We start from the raw sequence: 956 nt of genomic DNA, 5'->3' as shown, positions 1-956 counted from the left end.
CCAGCAACATGGGTGACACCCTCTATGAATGCCAGTATAATGCCTATGGGCAGATAATAAACGAAACCTACCATCAAGACGATTTTCAAACCCTGCCGGATAACCCGCTAAGGTTCCAAGGGCAATATTATGATGAGGAGACGGGATTACACTACAACCTAAACCGCTATTACGACCCATTTACAGGCAGGTATATCACCCAAGATCCAATAGGGATTTTAAGTGATATCAATCTATATCGATATGTAGGTAATAATCCTATTAGCGGAATAGATCCGTTAGGATTGGATTTAATAGAACTTTACAGAGGAACAAAATTTGAAGCAGAATTATTATTATATGATGAAACTGGTTGGATTTTAAGTCAAACAGGAGCAAATACTTATTATGCTGCACGATTTTCTAATATACCGATAAGAGATGCTTTAAGTAAAGCTATTATTGAAACTAAATATGTTCATGCAAAAGCAATTAAGGAATGGGGAAGCATAGAACAATATGTACTTGCTCATGGTGAATTTGGCCAAGAAATCTATTCAATTTCTGGTGGAAGATCTCTAATATCTTTCTCTACAAATAAAGAGATAGCACAAAGATTCGGTAGTACAATTTTGCATATAAAAATTCCAAGGAGCAAAGTTATACAACAAATTTTAGAAACTTCAACAGAGTCAGAATAATTAATTATTAATGGAGTAAAACCATGAAATGGATAAAAGCAGAAGGAGTAGAGTTTAAATATATTTTTCCTAATGATAAAAACTTCACAGAAGTGGAATTCTTATTCAAAACTAAAATTATAGATTCATATTATAATATGCCTTTATTACGTGATAACGATCTTCCGAATGAGCTCTATAAAATAATACAGTGATCCTCGCCAAAAAAGTGGACAAAAGTTGCCTCTATGATATAAACAAAAATCATAGGAGACAAATATCATGGTCAAAAAATTT

Annotated in this window: 2 protein-coding genes; both read left to right on the top strand. The window is 32.9% G+C overall.

Annotated features, from left to right (window positions below):
* Window positions 1-680 (top strand): RHS repeat-associated core domain-containing protein (locus tag GQ593_RS13360; protein ID WP_237397772.1); only part of this gene is annotated, 680 nt, incomplete at its 5' end.
* A gap of 23 nt (window positions 681-703) precedes the next feature.
* On the top strand, window positions 704-874 hold the full coding sequence (locus GQ593_RS13355) for a hypothetical protein (RefSeq protein ID WP_160432467.1): 171 nt from the start codon (window positions 704-706) through the stop codon (window positions 872-874).
* Window positions 875-956: the final 82 nt, after the last annotated feature.

This window comes from Gilliamella sp. Pas-s25 (assembly GCF_009795885.1).
Classification (GTDB): Bacteria; Pseudomonadota; Gammaproteobacteria; order Enterobacterales; family Orbaceae; genus Gilliamella.
Note: the sequence above shows the minus strand (reverse complement) of the source record. Positions and strands in the feature narration are given on the sequence as shown.

Coding starts and splice junctions, on each gene's coding strand:
- GQ593_RS13355 (WP_160432467.1), top strand. CDS start 704: ATGAAATGGATAAAAGCAGAAGGAGTAGAGTTTAAATATATTTTTCCT.